General features: G+C 60.5%; 14 protein-coding genes. 1 reads left to right on the top strand and 13 read right to left on the bottom strand.

Annotated elements, in window-relative coordinates:
* Positions 1-5: 5 nt before the first annotated feature.
* Genes SH292x_RS07670 through SH292x_RS07645 form a run of 6 tightly spaced genes read right to left on the bottom strand, consistent with a single transcriptional unit; the run spans position 6 to position 8,904 of the window.
* Positions 6-2,249, bottom strand: coding sequence for a molybdopterin oxidoreductase family protein (locus tag SH292x_RS07670; RefSeq protein ID WP_442485009.1), 2,244 nt, complete (start codon positions 2,247-2,249; stop codon positions 6-8).
* Positions 2,246-3,925: a DmsC/YnfH family molybdoenzyme membrane anchor subunit gene (locus SH292x_RS07665; protein ID WP_442485008.1), complete on the bottom strand. Its 1,680-nt coding sequence runs from the start codon at positions 3,923-3,925 to the stop codon at positions 2,246-2,248. Before SH292x_RS07665 ends, SH292x_RS07670 begins: the two co-directional genes overlap by 4 nt.
* Positions 3,926-3,945: 20 nt before the next feature.
* Positions 3,946-4,893: an ABC transporter ATP-binding protein gene (locus SH292x_RS07660; RefSeq protein WP_442485007.1), complete on the bottom strand. Its 948-nt coding sequence runs from the start codon at positions 4,891-4,893 to the stop codon at positions 3,946-3,948.
* 30 nt (positions 4,894-4,923) lie between these two features.
* Positions 4,924-5,781, bottom strand: a complete 858-nt coding sequence (locus tag SH292x_RS07655; RefSeq protein ID WP_442485006.1) for an ABC transporter ATP-binding protein — start codon at positions 5,779-5,781, stop codon at positions 4,924-4,926.
* A gap of 21 nt (positions 5,782-5,802) precedes the next feature.
* Positions 5,803-7,470 carry an ABC transporter permease subunit gene (locus SH292x_RS07650; protein ID WP_442485005.1) on the bottom strand — a complete coding sequence of 556 codons (1,668 nt, stop codon included), beginning with the start codon at positions 7,468-7,470 and terminating at the stop codon, positions 5,803-5,805.
* A gap of 33 nt (positions 7,471-7,503) precedes the next feature.
* Positions 7,504-8,904: a CmpA/NrtA family ABC transporter substrate-binding protein gene (locus SH292x_RS07645; protein WP_442485004.1), complete on the bottom strand. Its 1,401-nt coding sequence runs from the start codon at positions 8,902-8,904 to the stop codon at positions 7,504-7,506.
* 391 nt (positions 8,905-9,295) lie between these two features.
* Here SH292x_RS07645 and SH292x_RS07640 point away from each other — a divergent pair, with 391 nt between their 5' ends.
* Positions 9,296-9,697, top strand: a complete 402-nt coding sequence (locus tag SH292x_RS07640) for a hypothetical protein (protein ID WP_442485003.1) — start codon at positions 9,296-9,298, stop codon at positions 9,695-9,697.
* A 4-nt stretch (positions 9,698-9,701) separates the two neighbouring features.
* Here the strand turns inward: SH292x_RS07640 and SH292x_RS07635 are convergent, their stop codons facing one another.
* From SH292x_RS07635 to SH292x_RS07605, 7 genes are all read right to left on the bottom strand, one after another.
* The gene (locus SH292x_RS07635; protein ID WP_442485002.1) at positions 9,702-12,359 is read right to left on the bottom strand and encodes an FAD-dependent oxidoreductase; all 2,658 of its coding nucleotides are present in this window, start codon (positions 12,357-12,359) and stop codon (positions 9,702-9,704) included.
* Positions 12,360-12,520: 161 nt separating this feature from the next.
* Positions 12,521-14,299, bottom strand: coding sequence for a hypothetical protein (locus tag SH292x_RS07630; protein WP_442485001.1), 1,779 nt, complete (start codon positions 14,297-14,299; stop codon positions 12,521-12,523).
* Positions 14,300-14,399: 100 nt separating this feature from the next.
* Positions 14,400-15,398 (bottom strand): dockerin type I domain-containing protein, encoded by a 999-nt coding sequence (locus tag SH292x_RS07625; protein WP_442485000.1) that lies wholly within the window; start codon positions 15,396-15,398, stop codon positions 14,400-14,402.
* Between the two features lie 57 nt (positions 15,399-15,455).
* On the bottom strand, positions 15,456-16,508 hold the full coding sequence (locus SH292x_RS07620; protein ID WP_442484999.1) for a PEP-CTERM sorting domain-containing protein: 1,053 nt from the start codon (positions 16,506-16,508) through the stop codon (positions 15,456-15,458).
* A gap of 87 nt (positions 16,509-16,595) precedes the next feature.
* The gene (locus SH292x_RS07615; protein ID WP_442484998.1) at positions 16,596-17,483 is read right to left on the bottom strand and encodes a PEP-CTERM sorting domain-containing protein; all 888 of its coding nucleotides are present in this window, start codon (positions 17,481-17,483) and stop codon (positions 16,596-16,598) included.
* A 113-nt stretch (positions 17,484-17,596) separates the two neighbouring features.
* Entirely contained in the window at positions 17,597-18,007 is a 411-nt protein-coding gene (locus SH292x_RS07610; RefSeq protein ID WP_442484997.1) for a hypothetical protein, read from the bottom strand.
* Between the two features lie 2 nt (positions 18,008-18,009).
* Positions 18,010-18,939 (bottom strand): DUF1559 family PulG-like putative transporter, encoded by a 930-nt coding sequence (locus tag SH292x_RS07605; RefSeq protein WP_442484996.1) that lies wholly within the window; start codon positions 18,937-18,939, stop codon positions 18,010-18,012.
* Positions 18,940-19,055 lie beyond the last annotated feature (116 nt).

Genomic DNA, 19,055 nt, shown 5'->3' with positions numbered 1-19,055 from the left:
GCGACTCACTCTTGAATAGGTTCAATCGATACCGCGCAGTCTTTGTAACTAGGCTGGTGCGAGTAGGGGTCGAAATGGGGAAGCGTCAGTTGGTTGGTCGCTTCGTAATGCATCGGCAGGAACAGTTGTCCCCGCGCCACGGTTGGTGTGACGAACGCTGTGGCAACGACCTCGCCCCTCCGAGAGCGAATCACTACGCGGGCGTGGCTCTCAACGCGTAGCTCCCGCGCGTCTTCGGGGTGGATCTCGACGTGAAGCCGCTCGGGGTAGAGCTTTTTGAGCACCGCGGACTTGCCGGTCCGGGTCTGCGTGTGCCACTGCGATGCCGTACCACGACCGGTGAGCAATAGAAAGGGATACTCCGCGTCCGGCGGCTCGGGCATCGCGCGAGACTCTTCCCAGCGGAACTTCGCGCGGCCATCGGCGTGGTAGAACTGGCCATCCTCGAAGAGCCGTCGCTGCTGGACGACTGTGGCCACCGGTTCAGTGCACGGCCACTGCGCGCCACCGGCGTGATCGAGCGCGGCGTAGTCGTCGATGCCGGTGATGTCGCAGGGACGACCTTGCGACAAACGCTTCAGAATCTCGAAAGCGGCTTCGGGGCTCGTCCACTCGGCGAACATGTCGCCGCAACCCCAGTACTCGGCGACGAGACGGAAGATCGAAAAGTCGGGGAGCGATTCGCCCGGCGGACGACGTACGCGTTTAACAACGCCGTACCGCCTTTCGCTGTTGATAAACGTCCCTTCCTTCTCGCCCCAACCCGCTGCCGGCAGCACGAGATCGGCGAGCTGTGCCGTCTCGGTGGTGTGGTACATGTCCTGCACCACCAGAAAATCGAGCTGACTCAGCAGCTCTCGCGTCTCGGATTGGTGAATCCACGAGTGGGCCGTGTTCGTGCAGACGATCCACAATCCTTTGATCTCACCGCTACGAATGCCGTCCATGATCTTGTGGTACGGCCAACTGTTTTCCGTCGGAATGCGTTCTACAGGAATGTCGAGCGCCTCGGCGACTTCGAAACGGTGCTCGGCGTTCGCGAAGTCACGTCCGGCAAACAGGCCCGTCGTATTGCTCCACATTCGCGAGCCCATGGCATTGCACTGGCCCGTGATGCTATTGGCCCCCGTGCCCGGGCGACCGATGTTGCCCGTCATCAAGGCCAAGTTGATCAGGCTCTGCGCGATGCGGACCCCCTCGTAGTTCTGATTAACCCCCATCGTCCACCAGAACGAAACCCGCCGGCCCTCGTGGATCAATCGGGCGACCTGCTCTATGGTCTCCACCGGATTACCCGATGCCTCAGCCGCTCGCTCGGGCGTGTACGGCTGAACGAAAAGTGCAAACTCTTCGAAGCCGGTGGTGCTCGCCTGAATGAACTCGCGATCGATCCAACCCTCGCGTATCAAAATGTGAGCCAGAGCATAAAACAACGTTAGGTCCGACTTTGGCTGAATTGCCAAGTGCGTCGTCGCGGCCATCGCGGTCTCGGTACGGCGAGGATCGACGACCACGATGTGCGGGCTGTTGGGATTGCGGCAGACTCGCTCCCACATGATTGGATGCGCGACGCTTAGGTTCGAGCCGACCAAGACGATCACGTCCGACTCTTCGAAGTCCTGGTAAGTGTAAGGCGGGGCGTCGAAGCCGAACGATTCTTTGTAAGCCGTGACCGCAGTGGCCATGCACTGCCGCGTGTTGCCATCGCCGTGCAGCATGCCCATGCCGAACTTCGCGAGCGCACCAAGCAGCGCCATCTCTTCGCTCACCATCTGACCGGTGCTGAGGAACGCTACGGACTGCGGTCCATGCTTCGCACCAATTTCCTTGAACCGCTCGCAGAACGTCTCGAGCGCCGTGTGCCACGAAACGGGTTCGAGCTGGCCGTCATCATTTCGCAGCAGCGGGGTTGTCGCGCGGTCGGTGGCGTCGAGCACGTTCAGCGCTTCCCAACCTTTGGGACACGCCATGCCGAGGTTGACGGGATAGTCGGTGGTCGGCGTGAGGTTCACCCCCCTGCCCTCCTTCAGGTGCACTCGCAAACTACACCCCGTCGCGCAGAAGCCGCACACCATGTCGGTCACCGCGTCGGGCCGAAGCCGCTCGGGGACTTGTCCCAGGCCAAAGCTTCCAGGCGTGCGGACAAGATCACGTGTAAGCGGGCCATCGGGTTGGTAGGTGAGTTGTCCCAAGGACTGCAATAGTCCGCGGCCAACTCCGGTCATCTTGTCGAGGGTGCGGCTGCTCATGACTTCACCCCTCCCGGCATACGAAGTGGCACGACGGCGCTGAAGTACAGCACACGTTCGAGCAACTCTCCCGCCAACACACTTAGGAAGCACAGGGCCGCAACGACCGACGCCACCATTGGTACGTCTCGAGTAACGAGCACGAGTGCCGGAAGTAGGACCCCGCCCGCAAGACCCAACGCGAATCGGGCGATCGTTGGCATCCGAAGTTCACGAGTCATCAACCGCGACGAAAGCCAAAGCGAGTGGTCGCCGTGGCGAGTGTGTCGAAACAGCGAGGCCTCGTAAGCTAGTTTTGCAAGCGAAGCCACAATCAGCAGCGGGGCAATCCAACCGCCCTGCCCCGCTCCCGCGGTTTGACACAGCAGAAGGAGTGCAAGACCTGCAACAATGGCGGTCCCCGCAAACTTGCCCAGCGTTCGCATTCCCACCCAGAAGATTCTGGCGGTGAATTGATAAATCCTGGCCGAGCAGTAGACGCCCAACGCCCCAACGACGATTGCCGCTACTTCGAGGACACCGCGGAGCGAGGGCACTAGTAAGTAAGCAGACCATCCATTGACCGCCTGTGGCAACCAACCTGCCAGCAGTGGAGCAATCACGTACGCGGCCACCACCATCGCGAGCGGCGCGTAGAGACCAAACACGACCGCTTCGCGGCTCAACCAGCTATGCCGCCAGCCGAGAACCGCACGAAACGCTAAGTGAGGCCGACCCAAGTGCAATGCGGCGGCGTTGAGTCCGACGAGCCCCACAATCACGGACGCGACGATGTCGAGTTCGGCACCCATCCCGGCGCCGAGCCAACGCGCGATGACTCCGAACGCAAGCCCGCCAACGGAAAGCTGCGTTAATACCAGCATTATCACTAAAGGCAGGTGAGCGTGTTGGGGAACGACGTGATCGGCGTCGGCAGCGGCAAGACCATCGTGCAGACTTCGCTTGGTGCAATACACCGTCGTGGGGTGCGTAAGTCCGGCGGAAGGAGTCGCCGGCAGGAACTCATCGCGACCCGTTCGCTTCACCGTTTCCGCCACGTCGACGATCGATATACGAATCGCACCGCTCGGGCAGGCTTGCACGCACGCCGGAGCCTCACCCGCGGCCAAGCGTCCGTGGCACATGTCGCACTTGCGAACAATGCCCTTCGACGCGCTATACTGCGGCACTTCGTAGGGGCAGGCCATCGTGCAGTATTGGCAACCAAAGCACTGGTCGTCGAGATGCCGAACGACGCCCGTCACGGGATCCTTCTCGTAGGCATTGGTCGGACAGCCCTTGAGACACGCGGGGGCCACGCAGTGGTGGCAAGCGGAGGTCACGTGCTGAATCACGGGGAGACCATTCTGCCCATGCAGCAAACCGACAGAACGCCACGTTTCACTTTCCTCAAGTCCATTCAGACTGTGGCACGCTGCAACGCACGCCTTGCAACCACTGCACGCATCCAGGTCCACCTCGAACGCGTACTGCTGTCCCGCGGCAGGCGTGGAAAGTGGAATGAGATCGCGATAGTGCTTAGCCTGTGCGGGTAGGAGGGTATCGTCGTGCAGCTTCGCAAACCGCTCGACCGCTGTCAGCTCTCGCGACTCTTCGAGCAGCGCCGCCAACAGGTCGCCCGGCGAGCTAGCGCTGCCGGTTTCGACGATCGGTAGTAGGTCGATGACTGCGGTCATAAGGTCCAGATGGATTCAGGTTATCGCGTCAGTTGCCCTTCGCCCGACAGCGCTCCGCCTTGCAGTTCTTCTTCGAGCAGCGTCTCGTCCCAGGCACGCACCATGTGCATCGTGTCGTCCCAAGAAGGCTCGGCGGGTGGTTTAGATAGGCATGCAGGGCGGCGATGGTCTTGCTCTTCGAGGAACGACACCAGCTCGCCGCGAAGATCGTAGTATTCTGCATGTTCGAGCACGCTGGCGCGATGCCGCGGACGATCGAAAGGGAGAGAGAGCAGCTTGCCGACGCGAGCATGCGGACCACTGGTCATCATGCAGACTCGATCGGACATGTAGAGTGCCTCGTCGACATCGTGCGTGATGAGCAACGTGGTGATCCGCTCTCGGTCCAGCACCTTCAAGATGACGTCTTGCAGGTCCATACGAGTGAGCGAGTCCAGCCTGCCGAACGGCTCGTCGAGCAGCAGCATGCGAGGCTTGAGGGCCAGCGCGCGAGCGATGCCGACGCGTTGCTGCATGCCCCCCGACATTTCCCGAGGGTACTTGTGTAGGGAGTCGGCGAGTCCCACCGCGGCCAGATAGTACTCGGCAATCTGTCGCCGCTCGCCCTTTGTGCCGTGCGGGTACACTTGGTTGACGCCGAGCATCACGTTTTCGAAGGCCGTCTGCCACGGAAGCAGGCACGGCGATTGGAAGACGACGGCTCGATCGGGGCCCGGCCCACTGATCTCGCGTCCGCCGACCACAACACCACCACCTGAGATGTCATTCAGCCCGGCGACCATTGTCAGCACGGTGCTCTTGCCGCACCCCGAGTGGCCGATGATGCTGACCATCTCCCCCTCGCGCATCACGAGGTCAAACCCATCAATCACGCGAACCGCCTCGCCGTACGGATTGGGATAGGCCTTCACGAGGCCGAAGATTTCGACGAATCGAGGGTCGAGCGGTTTGGGAGTCGAGTTGGGCATATTGTCGTTCGTGGCGTCAGAAATTTAAGTTCAAGCAACACTGACCATCGCACCCGGCATCACCGGTTTGAGATCGGGGAGTGGCAGTTCGTTCTCCACGGCAAGCTGCCGCGATTCTTCGTTCAGCTGCATCATGTAGCGGGTCACTTCGTTGCGAAGCTGCTTGAACTCGGGGTTGAAATTCAACGTCGCACGTTCGCGGGGCCGATCGAGCGTCACCGGGAACTCGCGGCCCAGATGGGCGGCGGGCCCTTTGGTAAGTGGCACAATGCGATCGGCCATGATCACCGCCTCGTCTACGTCGTTGGTGATCATCAACACGGTTCGGCGATCTTCTTCCCAGATGCGAATGATTTCATCCTGGAGTTGAGCACGCGTTAGGGCATCGAGCGCCGACAAGGGCTCGTCGAGCAGCAGCACCTCGGGCTTCATCGATAGCGTTCGCGCAAGACTCAAGCGTTGTCGCATGCCACCCGACAACTCGCCAGGCAGCTTGGCCTCGGATCCGGTGAGGCTCACCACATCGATATAATGCTGGATGTATTCACGACGCTCGTCGCGTGTCATCTCGGGGAATACCTGCTTCACGGCGAGCTCGATGTTGCCCACCACGGTTAACCATGGCAACAGCGAATAGTTCTGGAACACGACCCCCTTGTCGGGTCCCGGCTCACGCACCAATTGTCCGGCGATACGAACTTCGCCCCGATCGGGTCTCTGTAATCCGGCGAGCAGCGACACGAGCGTGCTCTTGCCACTGCCGGAAAAACCAATCACGGCGACGAATTCGTTCTGCTCGACCGACAGCGAAGCTCCTTTCAGCACTTCGTACCGCTGCGAGGCGGGGCCGAAGCCGAAATCGACGTTATCAAGTTCTAAGTAGGCCATGGTGTTTACTTCCGAAGTTCCTTAGATGGCGGTTGGTGCGCCGTCGAAGCTCACCAGGCGTTGGAAAACAACCATCATGCGATCGAGCGCCAGCCCAATCAGCCCCACCACAAACACCACCACCACCATCTTGGCGAACGAATCCGAAGCGCCGTTGTTAAACTGGTCCCAAACAAATTTGCCGATCCCTTCGGACGAGCTCAGCAGTTCCGCAGCAATCAGCACCATCCAGCCAACACCCAAAGAGATACGCAGCCCCGCGAACACGAGGGGCAACGCCGATGGCAGCACGATCTTGAACAGCCGGCTCCAGAATCCAAGCCGTAGCACTCGCGCGACGTTCATGTGGTCTTGATCGACCGACGCCACGCCGAATGCCGTGTTGACGAGGGTCGCCCACAACGAGCAGAGCGCCACCGTCACTGCCGATGCCAGGAACGCCGGGTTGATCTTGAACTCACCCAAGAGCGGTAGGTGCCACATCCACTGCATAAACCAGTGCTTGTCGGGATCCGGGATGAGCGAGCTTGCCAGAATCAGCGCGACCGGCAGCCAGACGATCGGCGACACCGGTTTGAAGATGGCGATGAACGGCGTCATCGCGGCCATGAAGGTCTTCGAAAGTCCGCACAGCACGCCAAGCGGAATGGCAATTAGCGACCCCAACAGAAATCCGGCGAACACGCAGAGCACACTCCGCGCAACTTGGTAGGGAAGCGTCGCCGGCTTGGCGTAGCCCGATGTTGTCATCTTCGCGATGCGATCTTCGGTAAGGGCGACTTGCGTGGCGGCCTCGAACAGTTCCGCTTCATTGGCGGCGTAAAGTATCTCGCGTGCCTGTGCCAGCCGGTCGGTCTCGGCGTCGAGCTTCGCGTGGCGATTCGCACTCGTGAGCTGGTCGCGCATCTTAGTCAGGTACTGTCGCTCTTCGGCAAGCACGGTCTGCGCGGCGAGTGCCTCGACCAACTCGGTATCTTTCGCACCGCGGACCGCCATTATGCTAGCGCGAAGTTGCCGGAGCCCTTCCCGCTCCGCCTTGGTTCGTTCGCGGTGGTCGCGAATCTCGGCAACGTACGCCTCTTTGGCTTTCGCATCGCCCGCGGCGACTTGCGTAGCCAGCGACTCTAGAGCGGCCTCACGCTGTTCCAGCGCTGACTTGTAGTCCATCGCGAGCGTCTCGTGCTTTTGCTGCAGCGGAGCAACCCGTTTCTCCGCACGGGCTAGCGCGTTGGCTTGGGCTTCGGCTACCTTTGCATTCGACTCCGCCACCAACGGATCGAGTTCGGCGAGCCGAGTTTCGATGCGTGCAAGCTCCTTCTCCCGTGCATCCCCATCCAGATTGAATGCACGCTGCTTGTCGTTCTCACGGTCGTGAAACGTCAGGATTGACGCCGCTGAGCGAATCGTCTCGCTGGGGCTGGGGAGCTTGCCGGACTTGGTCTGCACTCGGTCCGAAACCGCTTGCCACGCCAGCAGAAACGCCACCACCGCCACGCCCGGCACGACGATAAACCGGGTGATTTCGCGAAGTTGTTTCTCGGGCTCCTCGCGGTAGCAGAGCCGAACGACGGGCGTTAAGAAGTTCAGGCCCGCGATGTCGAGCGCGCGGACCGTGCGGTGCTTTCCCGCACAATAGGCCGCGACGACCAACAGTGCTAAGAGTGCCAGCGTTAAAGCGGTAAAGAGCATAGCGATCGGATGTATTCGTGGAAGTTGGGGAGGTTACTCGCGATTGCCAATTTTGTGCGACTTCAGGTACTCGATCGGTTGGCGGCCGTCGTATTGAACGCCGTCGATGAAATCGCTGGTCGCCGGTTTGTAGCCATCGGTATCCCAAGGGACATCGCGAGGGTCGAGCAGCCCTTCGTCCACCAGCATTTGTGCCGCTTCGAGATAGACCTGTGGCTGGTAGACTTTGCGGACCACTTCGTGGTACCACTCGGCCGGCTGTGGTTCGGCGATCTGCCCCCAACGCCGCATCTGGGTGAGAAACCACACGCCATCCGAGTACCAGGGGTACGTCGCATGGTGCTTGAAGAACACGTTAAACGCGGGCATCGCCCGCTTGTCGGTCCGCTGAAAGTAGAAGTAACCCGTCATCGAGTTCTTGATCACGTCGTAATCCGCGCCGACGTAGTCACTACGTGAGAGCAGCCTCGCGGCTTCTTCGCGATTCACGAGCTTGCCCTTGCTGTCGGTTTCGTCGAGCCACTGTCCGGCACGAATCAGGGCTTTCACGACGGCCAGGTGGGTCTGCGGGTGGTAGTCGGCCCACTCCTTGGTAACACCGAATACCTTCTCGGGCTTGTTCTTCCAGATGTCGTAGTTGGTGACGACCGGCACGCCGATCCCCTTGGCGACCGCCTGCTGGTTCCATGGCTCGCCGACGCAGTAGCCTTGCAAGTTGCCGGCTTCGAGAGTGGCCGGCATCATGGGGGGCGGCGTTACAGAGAGTTCCACGTCGGCATCGGTGCGACCGCCGATGTCGGTGGCCGTGTACATGCCAGGATGGATGCCCGCGGCGGCCAGCCAGTACCGCAGTTCGTAGTTGTGCGTCGAAACGGGGAATACCATCCCCATCTGCAGCTTGGCACCGTCGCTGAGCATCTCGTCCACCACCGGCTTTAGCGCCTGTGCAGAGATCGGATGCTTGGGCGTCGACGAAAAGAGCGCGGGATCGCTCTCCTGCATGCGTTCCCAAATGCTATTCGACACCGTGATCGCGTTGCCATTCAGGTCCATCGTGTAAGCCGTGACCACATGGGCCTTGGTGCCAATGCCGATCGTCGCGGCGAGCGGTTGGCCCGAGAGCATGTGGGCCCCGTCGAGTTCGCCGCTGATGACGTTGTCGAGCAGCGTCTTCCAGTTCGGCTGGGCGATCACCTTGACCTGCAGCCCCTCAGCCTCAAAGAAACCCTTCTCTTTGGCGATGACCAGCGGCGCGCAGTCGGTCAGCTTGATGAAACCAAGTTTCAGCTCGTCTTTCTCCAGGTCGAGCAACCGCCCGTTCTGTGCTCCGTCCTGCGTGAGGCCGCTGGCCGGCAACCACAAGCTGGTCACCACGATGAACAATGCGACTAGCCAGAAGTGCCGAGTCGCGGATAAGTGCGGGCAATCAGGCATGGAATTCTCGTCAAAACGCCGAGTGCGGGCCCTGCTCGTCGTGCGAGGGAGAAGCCCCGAGGGTCGAATCCGCCTGATTCGCGAGCCCCCATAAGCAAGCGTTATGCCAGAGAGCAAGTGAGCACCGAATGACCACCTCGGATCGCAAGTGACCCACCTGCTGGGCCGGCTGGCACCAACGCGTCCACTGGAGCGGCAGGAGGATTTCGCCGCTGCCCGCCTCGCTGGCACGGGTGCATCGAAAGCTCGCAGGCCCTCCTCGCGCGGTTCGACACCGAACGCGGAGCTTAGGCACGCTACTTGCGTTGATAAGTCGAGATGCGGCTAGAGCAACACGCGGCGAACGATCGCCCGCCTCTGGTTGAGATGCCAATGATGCGTGAGGTTCAAGATGTCCACTCTATCCCCCTCTCCCGACGAAGCCGGCACGTCGGCCGTCAAGTACGAAGGCTGGTGGATGCTGGTGATACCGCCCCTGGCACTGGGAGTTCATGCCCTGTGCAGCTACTACTCGGCTTGGTCGTACTGCAACGTCTCGACCGGCGTCGAGCCCGACTCGCTGCCGGGGATGATCAATGCCTACACGCTGGTAGCTCTTCTGCTGCTCGCCGGCATGGCCTTTTGGGGATACACCCGTTATCGGGTGGACGACGACGTCAAATCGCCCCGTCTGAAGCCACGGCTGGCAGAAGTTCGAAACCTGGGGATGACGACCATCATCCTCTCGGTAATTTGTGCCGTGGGAGTCGTGCTAGTTACGGCGTATTTGAATATGGGCAGTGTATGCGGGTGAGCCTTTATCGCAGCGCGGCCGCGCTGCGATGAACCAGCCACATGAGTGCAGGGATCGCCACGCAAAGGAGGGTCCCCGGTTCCGGCACGGGCTGCGTGAGACTCGCCAAGTTGCCACCGGCCGACAGGAACGCGCTCCGCCACATGAAGTAGTCCATGTGGTCGACCACCGAGTCGCCGTTGGTATCACCCTCCGCAATCCCTGCATTGGACGTGAGGAAGTTATTGCGGAGCACATGAAAGTCGGCGATATCGATGTGCCCATTGCCGTTGAAGTCGGCGGTGAAGGTCGCTCCAGTGACTTCAAACATCGCGTGGCGTTCGTTGCTGATCCGCAGGGCGTCGAGATAGCCACCGGCCGCCGAAAAGGCCGCCCCTGCGGGGTTGTAGCTCAAGAGGCCGATCGAGCTGAGCCCTACGGCGAGCGTAGGATCCTCAATACTGATGTCGGGCGTACCCAGCAACGACATTGAATCGGGGTTCACCCACAGTCGAAGCGAATCGGTCGCATTGCTCAGCGACAGGCGACCCACGACCAAGTGGGTTCCGCCCACAGCTAATGAAGCCGATGCCGACGCGACGACTTGGCCATCGCGCTGATAGCTAAGCGTGTTGCCCGTAAGGGCGATTAAGTCTTCGATGGGGCCATCCTCGGGGTCGCCGTTCGTAGCGGGATTCAGCGAAACGCCGATCACGGCCGACGCATGAGGATTCTGGACTAGAAACGAGAACCACACTTCGCCAGTCATCGGCTCGGCGATGGCCCGCGTATTCTGCCGCGACTCGTTGTAGTTGCCCTGCACGCGCCCCGGCAGTCCACTGCCCTGCTGCGTGATGCTGTAGCCACCCTGCGAGTACTGAAGATTGCCGGCGACGATCTGCTCGGTCCCCGTCCCGTCCCATGCCCCCGACCAACCAGTGCCGTCGGTGCGAAAACGCAAACCCGCCGGAAGCGATGTGGCTCCGTTGAAGTCCATCGTTACCGTCGACGCAACAGGCGGCACAACGGGTGCCCCCAGCACTGCGCCAGCCGCCAGCAACTGCTGACGCAGCGCGGTGTACTCCACATCCTGCACCGAAGTCTGTCCATTCAGCGCCAACACCGCGGCCGCACCCGCCGCTTGACCAGTCGACATGAACACCGGCTCCATACGGATTGAACCGTAGGCGATGTGGCTCGAACTGATCGCCACCGGCACCAGCAGGTTTTCGGCTTCGCCCACGCGCGGCACAATCGACTGGTAGCTGATGCGATAAGGCCCTTGAGCGGGGGCGACTTGCACGTCCCCTTCGTTGGTCACGTAGCCATTGGCATCGACATGCCGCTGGACGTGGTGCGAGTCCATGGCGTAACCACCCAAAGCAATTGAGTCGGCGAGCAGGAAACCCGGCTCCTGGTTCACATGGTGCTCGTTGATCACCACGTCGCTCACCATCCGGCGTGCCTCGCGAACATAGATCTGCTCGGGCCAGTTACCGTTCTCGGTGAACTCATCCGCCGGCAGACCCCAGACGCCCCAACTATTGCGAAGCGATTCGGGAACGCGGGGATGATTCTGCATGGTCCAGACGAACCCAAGCTGATAGTCGCGGTGGGCGGCGATCATCGCTTCGCGAGTTTCGTAGTCGGCCTCGGCAAAGTTCACACCCGTGTCGAGATCGTAGTTGCCGCCGATAAAATCGGTCGAGAAGCCGGTGTCGTTGTTCGAGTCGGTTTTGTTGTTGGGCATGGGGCTCGTTTTCCAGAACCTCGAGGTCTGCCCCGCATCGATGGCTCGGAATAGGAGTTCGTAGTCGGCCTCGTCGTAGTTGGCCGGCTGTGCGATCGCAACGCGGTTAGCCGGGTTGTTGGTCATCGTCATGCGGAAGTTGTACGCCTGCAGACGGTCGTCCGCCGCACCGTTGGGTCCTCCCGGGGAAGGATTCACGCCCGGCAGCAGTCCGCTGGCAGGATTTCCCGGAACCACGTACGGATCGATCCCCGAGGGAAGCTGATTTTTGTTGAGCCCCGCCTGGATGCCATTGAGCGTCTCGCCGTACGTGGCGTTTGATTCGCGGCCGACCGTGTAGCTCACGCCGGCGGCCGCCATTAGGTCGCCCTCGTAGGTGGCATCGATAAACGCTCCGCCGGTGAAAGTGTTGCCGTCCAGCGTGCTGATCGAGGTGATACGCTGGCCCGCCATTCCCACGCCGGTCGTGCGATTGAGCTGTCCCGAGATGACCGGAATGTTCTCTTCACTCACGAAGTCCTCGAAGATGGATTTGGCGACCTTCGGTTCGAACGTGAACATCATTTGCCGGCCGGCATCGGGGTCGAGCGACGAGCGGTTGATGTATTGCTGACGGGTCTCGGTAGTCCAGGCGCTGCTGTCGAGATAGTGATCGTACACGCGATTGTAGAACTCGCGGCTAAGTCCGCCGATCGAGTCGCGCGTCGCGAGGTCGGTCCAACCCAGACCATTCGAGGTGAGGCCGCCAAGGCGGGCATCAGGAGATACGACCACGACCGACTTCCCTTGGCGGGCTACTTCGACCGCCGCCATAACGGCTGCCGACGTGCCGCCGTAGACAACGACATCGTAGTTGCTCGTCGATTGCGCATCGACAGGCTGGGCGAGAATCGTGCTGCTAGCCAATACGGCTATTGTCAGCCACTTAAACATGGGGAGGACCTCAATTGCTTCTCTGTTGCCTAATCTCTGAACCGTAGCCCGAAAAAAACACCGGCGACCGAAGCGCCATGCTGCCCGCTAGGAGCTCCGGCCGCCAGTGTGCTGCTTCTGTGGATGATCGGGTGCCGCGACACCCTCACAGCGATCGCTTATTACGATCTCTTTCGAGCGACTGCCAGTGCCAAAGCACCGGCAATCAGCATCACGCAGGTGGCGGGCTCGGGGACGTTCGCGGGCGAGGCGTTTAGACCACCAAGCGCACTGTTGCCGAAGTTGCTCTTCCAGAAGCTGTAGTCCGCCGCACTGATGGGACCAGTGTTAGACGGATTGCGCGTGCCGGCAGCGAGAGCCGAAGCGTCGCCACCCAGATTGTCACGCCACACCGTGTAGTCGGCCAGATTGACGATGCCGTCGCCGTTGTAGTCGCCACCAACCGATCCGGGGGACTCCACCACGTCGCCGTAGTAGACGAGGCCCGAAATCAGCTGCCCCGTGGTCGGATCCTGATAACGGAACGTGAGGTCGCGTTCGCCCGCCGCGGCGTCCCACGCAATACCGAGATCCAGCGACTCCAAGAAACTTAGTGACTCGGCAGGTGCCCCGCCGATGGCCTCGCTCAAATCGGTGGTCGTCCAGTTGGCTTCGAACCAGTCGGGCCCATTGCCGCCGTCGACACCGCTGAAGGAGTTCGGAAGTAGCGAACCAGAGGCCGAGCTGATGGTGTAGCTGATGAAGTCGATCGCTTGGCCGAATTGATTTTGAATCGTGGCATTGCCGGTCACAGGATTCACCACGAGGGCCATGTCGTTCGCAGCACCGACGATGTTGATCGCCGCGGCTTGCTGCGTACCGGTATCGGGATCGGCGTAGAGGAACGACACACCGCTCAAATCAACGCGCGACACCCCCTTGGCGGCAGAGGTGTTCACGTCGAAGGGAGTGCCGAAATCGTGCTGAAATCCCGAGGCCGCCACGAGTCGCGCGCCCCCATTTACTTCCGACAAGGCGAACTCGGTCGCACCCGCTTCAATCCAGTTCGGCTTCGAGGGGTCGTCGTCGAACGACTTCCACCGGCCGTTCGCGCCGTTGAGGTTGCCAGCGGTGGAGGCCAAGGTGTACTCGACCAGATCGATGTTCACGCTATGCCCTGCCTCGTTAACCAGTGTCGCCGCACCCGTGTAACGATCGACGTTCAGCACCAAGCGTTGGCTGACGCTCATCGTCACGGCATTGCCGGACGTGGAAACTGCTAGGGTCTGACCGGGGCTGTTCAGCAGTTCGGGGGCGACCGTGACTTGGTCGAAGTTACCGGTGACGGGCGAGCCCGAAATCAATGTCCAGGAGTTGCCGGTGGTCAGCTTGAAGTCGCTTCCCGCGAGTCGCTCTACCAGCAATCGACCATCGAGCGAGATGCCGCCAGTCGATTGCACGCGCTGGGTGAACGTCCCCGCGCCACTCAATCTCGCAACGAGCAAACCATTGTTACCCTGCGTGTATTTTTGGACCGACACGGCCCCCATATCGTCTTCGAGGCCGAGGTTGCCCGTGCCTCCTGCGCCGACGATCAACTCGCCATTGCCCGTCGCGCCGGAAGCCTGGACGGTGATGCTTCCGCCATCGCGAACGATGAGCGATCCAGCGGTGCCCGAATCCTGACCAATGATGATGTCGGTAGGATGCGTTGCAATGGCAGAACTGATCACCGCACGGCCGGTGCCGCCAGTGGTCGAGATCGAAGCGTACTCGGGTGGTGACACCGTACGATCTGGTTGATAGTTGCCAAAGCCGATGTCCTGCCAGTTGGCACCATTTTCGAGACCGCCTTCCGGTTCGTTCCACTGGGCTTCAACGCCCACAGGACCGATCCAGTTGATGCGCTGGCCTAGCGGGTTTTGCCCGGACACTTCGCTGATCGCAAAGGTGGATAGCAAAAGAAGGGCAAGGAGTGGAGTAATTCTCTTAAGGGACATCGGGCTATACTCGCAGAAGATTATTCGTTGGATGGTGAGGTTCGTGAGCGGCAGATAAACGTTACCCGCGGCTCAGCACCCGGCGGGCACCGAACAGCGCGAGGCCGATGGCCAGGGCAGCGATGGTCGAGGGCTCGGGCACCGTTTGTCCGGCAAGCACCGACGCCAAGGTGGCTGGATCGTTTAGCGCCGACTTGCGCCACGTCAGGTAATCGACGTAGTCAACGCGACCATCGCCATTGGCGTCGCCACCGGCGCGGGTGATGCCGCTCTTCTGGTAGTTGCCCGCCAGGATGGTGAGGTCCGCGGCATTGATGACCGAGTCATTATTGAAGTCGGCACTTGGGGGCAGGAAGCTGGCGATCGCCGCCAGGGCGGGATCGATATCGAGCGTTCCGAAAGGATCCTCGACCGCGAACCCCCGCGTCTGAGTCAGGTCGCCAAAGTCGCCGGCCATGTCCGCGAGCGTGAATGACACACCGCGCAGATTGAAACCCGTGGCAGGGCTCGCCAAATCCTCGGCAGCAAGCGTAAACCCACCTGGGATAAGCGTCGGACCGTAAACGCCGGACTTGTTGCCGGTACCTTCGGTCAGCGTGAGCGAGTAGTTGCCAATCTTGGTGCCCGTGCTGTCGACGGGAAAGAAGACGGCGTTCTCGCTTTGGTTGGTACCCGACTCGGCTTCGAGAAACACCAAGCGGTCGGTGAGCGTCAGATTTTGGCCAAAAAGGAAAGTGGCCGAGCTGTTGAGCAATCCGGTCGTGGCAACAGGGCCGCTCAAGGACGCCGTGTCGGTGATCGGATTGGTGCCTCCATCGTTGTTCCAAAACGTGCGATCGAGATTCGTCGCCGAGGCCGACAACTGCACGGTGCCCGACGTCGCGAAGGTCATGTCCGCTAGCAGCTCGCCACCGATGGTGACGGCGGACAGAGTGCCACCGTTGTTGTTGAGATTGATCACTGCGCTCTCGACGCCCAGCACTGCGGCTTGCGTCATGCCGCTGGCGACCATGCCCAGGCCGAGCAATGCGCCAAGGTGCCATTTAGATACTGCCTGCATGGAAAACTCTCCCTAATATTGATTCGTTTGATGCGGTGCGGGATGCGGAGCGATCGGCTAGCTGCGTTGACGACGACGAAGGGCGGCAACGCCGCCGGCAATCGCAATGCCAACGAGCAACACGCTGCTTGGCTCCGGTACAGGGCTCCACGAGATGGCCGATAGCGATCCGCCGCCGGACAAGAACGCCTCGCGCCACAGGAAGTAGTCGGCGTGGTCGACGAAGCCATCGAAGTTCACGTCCCCCATGGCGTTGGAATTCGCAGTGAGGAAGTTGTTTCGAATCAGGGTGAAGTCGCTGATCCCCACACCATTGCCATCGAGGTCAGGATTTGGCGGAACGACGGGCATGACATCGGCAAACGAATCGCCGATGCGAAGCTCGTCGAAAGTAAACGCCGCACCGTTCTGGCTCGCTAGACGCAGGCGATCAAACCCAGCAATGGCAATCGACCGAGTGGTCGGCGTGCCCAACCCCGTCGAGGGTGGATTGACCCACATGTTCACGGTCTCTGTACCTTCGGCACTCCAAACAATCTGGGCGACCAGCAGGTCGACTTGGTTGTTGACGATCGCCGAACCGGTATTGGTCCAGGCCGTGGTGCCGCCATTATTGAGGTCCACAATTCGCCACTGCTGCGGATTCGTCGATGCAAGTACGGAGGTTGCGATCGCAAACTCGGTATTCGCACCGGCCGTGCCACTGTTGTAGAACGACATCCCGACGAAGTTGGTAAGCGCGGTGTCGGCTGTTCGCTCGGCGAGCAAGCTGATCCATGTCTCCGTCGCGTTCTCGGGACTAATCGCTTCGGACAGCACGCGGAAATTCGTGGTCGTCGCGGCACCGGACATATCCGCGGCGCCCCCGGTCACCGTGAGTGGCAACCGCGACAAACCGGTGGTGACGTTGCCGCTCACCGCGGCAGTGGTCCAATTGCTGGCGAAACCAAAATCGGAGGGACCCCCGCCTTTGCCGTCGACGGTACCGCTGCCGTAGTCGAAACCATCGTAGGCAATGAGCACGGCGTTCGCGCTGGTCGCAAATGCAAGAAGGGAAACGGTTGCAAGCCCCAGCATCAGTAGCCGAGACATCGGGTAGCAGGTCTTCATAGGAATGACTCTTCTCTATCTGCTTCGTTGTTCAAAAGGTTCGATGCCACGAAAAACGCAAACGCGGTGACAACGGGCGACTTCGGGTTAACTTTGAGCACCACGGCGGCGAGCAATTCGATAGCCGCCGACCAGCCCCAGACCTACGCCGGTGAGGAGCACAAGGCTCGAAGGTTCAGGAATAGTGCTCGGCGTCACATCGGCAAACGTTTCACCAAACCGAAATTCGTCCATTACGAACGGCTGCCCATTCGCTGACGCAAAGCGAATGGTTTGGAAGTCCGCCGTCACGTTGGCATTGGCGTCGGAGATTGCCGGCGTTCCCCCGCCGATTGCGGGGTTTATGTAAAGATGGATTCGGTCTTCGTTATGGGCGCTGGTATTGGAACCGCCGCCGAGTATCACCCGAGCCACCACGAGGACCGTCTCACCATCCACCACATCCACGTCTGTGAGGAGAAAGTTGTTGGTGATGTCGAGATCCGAGAAACCATAAACAAGGGAGCCTGAGCTATTCCGCGTGTTGGTTCCGAGATCCGCATTGGTCCCAGCGGCATCCGTGTAGAAGGAGAGTCCCGCAAAGGGGGTGCCCGTGTAGGCCCCCGGTTGAATCAAGAAGCTCCACCAGAGCTCGCCAGTTGATGTGTCCGTTGGATCGTTGTAAGCCGCATCCAAGGTCCGGAAGTTCGTCGTAGTAAGCGTCGAAGACGAACCATCGCCATTCGAGAAGTCCACGGCTCCACCAGACACCTGCAAGGTTCCGAAGGTCAAGCCGGTAGAAATTACATTGCCGGAGTTAGCACCTTGGCTCCAGGCTCCCGCAAATCCGGCATCCGAGGCAGAGCCGTTTCCACTCAGCGGGCCTTCGGCGTAATCAAACCCATCGTAGGCAAGCAGCGCAGCCTGGGAGTGAGTGCCGGTCAGTGCCAGCATCGTTAATCCAACCGAGCAGAAAGTGAGTAGGACGCTCTTCATTAGACGACTCCCCTTAATTCAATGGATGCCAAACTTAAATGTGCAAAGAACACTCGCAGCGAAACGAATGCCCGTCGCACCTTTGATCGTTCTCGGATCTGCTACCACACCCCTCAATCCGTCAGGTGAATATCGTAGGGCTCCGTGCGATCACCGTTCACTTCGAACGTCAGACCGCTGCGATCGAAGTAGGTGTACTTCTCTGGAATGAGCAGCTTGCCGAGCCCCACTTCGCCACCCGAGTTCGCGGGCTTTGATCGGACCGAAACCCGGACTTTGCAATTGCCGAGAATCACCCCCTCTCCTTGCCCCAGGGTCTCGAGCACGTACTTGCCATCAGGGCCAATTTGCCCGCGGGCGATCTCACCCACCGGCGGCTGAAACATCACGACGCCCGACTCAACCGGTTTGTCCTTGTAGTAGACGGTGCCAGAGACGGGGGCCAACTCACGCGTCTCGCCACACCCAGCCATTACCGCCATCGCCGCCACACAACACGCAGCTACCCAGTTGGAACTCATCATGATCATTGCTCCAGCGAGTAGACTTCTTGCCCGTTGACCGTCGAGGCGTACTTGAACGCATCGGTTGAAACGCCATCGGCCACCAACAACACACTGCCATCCATCAATCCGAACAGCACACCGCCCGGATGCAGGCTGGTGAAGGGCAGATGGTTGTAGGGACACTCGTCCGCTTCGCGATCGATGGGTGTGTTCGGAGCGAACTCCGAAACCTTGAATTCGTAGGAGACTTTGCCGCTTGCTAGAATGGGACTTCCCATCCACGGGCGAATGTTGCCCGGCAGTTCCGAGTACAGGCCCGGCACGCGGTCGGTGTGCACGAACTCGCCAAACAGCAGCGTATTGCTCAGGCCGTCCGTCACCTCGCGGAGCTTGCGAACTTTTTTACCCCAGCGGAAAGCACCGTTCTGCGACAGATCGCCAAACTCCGCCGAGACGTCACGGGGCTGGCGTGCTTCAACGAACGCTCCGCCCAGTCCCTGGTAGGTGGTTAGCGCACCAATTTTGCTGGTGGACGGGTCGTTACGAATGATCGGCTCCAGCGAATAGTTCGGACACACGTAGGCGTCGACGATTTCCATTCGCATCGGATCGTTGCGAGCGTTGAACGTCTTCCGTTCGATATCGATGCGGTCGTAAAGCGTCTGCTGTTCGATGTAGGGCAGCAGGTACGTAAACGCGCCATGCTCGCCTGGACCCGGCGAACCGGGGGGCAACTCACCACGGTAGGTCGAGGCGTAGTTCTGCACGCCAAGCCCCAGTTGCTTGAGTTTATTGGTGCACTGCGTGCGACGAGCGGCCTCGCGAGCGGCTTGCACCGCCGGCAGCAACAGCGCCACCAGAATGCCAATAATGGCGATCACCACCAGCAGCTCGACCAGCGTAAAACCAATCCGTGTTCGGCGGACTTCGCCACGATTCGACCAGACCATCAATCGCCATCCTCTCGAAAAGCACAAACGAGGTCGCAGCTCTCGGCGCGTTCAGCCAAAGTCGGGAACGTCCAAAAGCTTCAGCGGAAAGGACAGATCATCCGCGCTAAGGAGCA

The sequence above is a fragment of the Aeoliella fuhlenseeensis genome (genome assembly GCF_052161615.1).
In the GTDB taxonomy this organism is placed as follows: Bacteria; Planctomycetota; Planctomycetia; order Pirellulales; family Lacipirellulaceae; genus Aeoliella.
The sequence above is the reverse complement of the archived record's forward strand: the minus strand, read 5'-3'. Positions and strand labels throughout refer to the sequence as shown.